The organism is Glutamicibacter soli, from assembly GCF_003309065.1.
GTDB lineage: Bacteria > Actinomycetota > Actinomycetes > Actinomycetales > Micrococcaceae > Glutamicibacter > Glutamicibacter soli.
In genome coordinates this window covers 1-341 of the sequence record NZ_POAF01000024.1, presented here as the reverse complement: position 1 = coordinate 341, position 341 = coordinate 1, and the positions used below count along the sequence as shown (strand labels likewise).

Sequence of the window (341 nt, the reverse complement as noted above, 5' to 3'; positions counted from 1 at the left end):
GTTCGCAGCCGCGTTATCCGCAGTGTTCACATCCGTGTTCGCATCGGTGTTCGCAGCCGCGTTATCCGCAGTGTTCACATCCGTGTTCGCAGCCGCGTTATCCGCAGTGTTCACATCTGTGTTCGCATCGGTGTTCGCATCGGTGTTCGCAGCCGCGTTATCCGCAGTGTTCGCATCCGTGTTCGCATCGGTGTTCGCATCGGTGTTCGCAGCCGCGTTATCCGCAGTGTTCACGTCCGTGTTCGCATCGGTGTTCGCATCGGTGTTCGCAGCCGCGTTATCCGCAGTGTTCACATCCGTGTTCGCATCGGTGTTCTCAGCCGCGTTATCCGCAGTGTTCA

The 341-nt window shown here is 58.4% G+C and carries 1 protein-coding gene; it reads right to left on the bottom strand.

Features of this window, described 5'->3' with window-relative positions:
* The coding region (locus tag C1H84_RS18365) for a hypothetical protein (protein WP_181728201.1) at nt 1-341 on the bottom strand (341 nt) is incomplete at both ends.